Origin of the sequence: Xanthomonas sp. LF02-5 (genome assembly GCF_034105325.1) — a bacterium.
GTDB lineage: Bacteria > Pseudomonadota > Gammaproteobacteria > Xanthomonadales > Xanthomonadaceae > Xanthomonas_A > Xanthomonas_A sontii.
The window spans coordinates 1-745 of sequence record NZ_JAXGGF010000020.1; the positions used below are offsets into that span (position 1 = coordinate 1).

At 69.5% G+C, this 745-nt stretch carries 1 protein-coding gene; it reads right to left on the reverse strand.

Annotation, left to right across the window (positions count from 1 at the left end; genetic code table 11):
* Window positions 1-745 (reverse strand): phosphopantetheine-binding protein (locus SLW52_RS21050; protein WP_320741232.1); only part of this gene is annotated, 745 nt, incomplete at both ends.

Consider the following 745-nt stretch of genomic DNA (forward strand, 5'->3'; position numbering starts at 1 on the left):
AGGGTCTCATCCCCGCGTCGGCGATCAGTTGGGCAAGGCGCGCTTCGTGTTCTCCGGCAGCGTCGGCCGACCAGTCCAGCAATTCAAGCCGGGCACCGCCGTGCGGATGGATCTGCTGCCAGGCGCCTTCGGTGTCGACATGGTAGGTCGTGCGCAGGATCTCGTGGCGCTGCTGTATCCGCGCAAGGGTGTCCTCGAGCGTCTCCACGCTCAGGCGGCCGTGCAGCCGCAGCGCGGTGCCGATTCCGTAGCGCCCGTCGCCCTCTGCGCCTGCGGACACGAACCACAGGCGCTGCTGCGCCGCGGATAGGGGCAGCCGCTCGGGGCGCATGCCGACGCGCGGGCCTGACGCGGATGTCCGCGGCCTGGACGCGATCAGCGCGGCCTGCGCGCGGATGGTGGGGTGCTGGAAGATCTCGCGCAGCGATAGTTCGACCCCGAACGCGTCGCGGATCCCGGACACCAGGCGCGTGGCGAGCAATGAATGCCCGCCCGCCTCGAAGTAGTCCACTGTGGTACTGATGCCCTCATGGCCAAGCAGCGCAGCCCAGACCGCCTGCAGCTGCGCTTCGGTGTCGGTGTCGGCATAGGTATGGGCGCGACGATGGAAGGCGCCGGCCTGCGGCGCCGGCAGCGCGTTACGGTCGATCTTGCCGTTGGGGGTGATCGGCAGGCGCTCCAGGATCACGAAGGCCGAGGGCATCATGTAGCCGGTCAATTCCCGCGCCAGCGCCGCCTTGCAGGC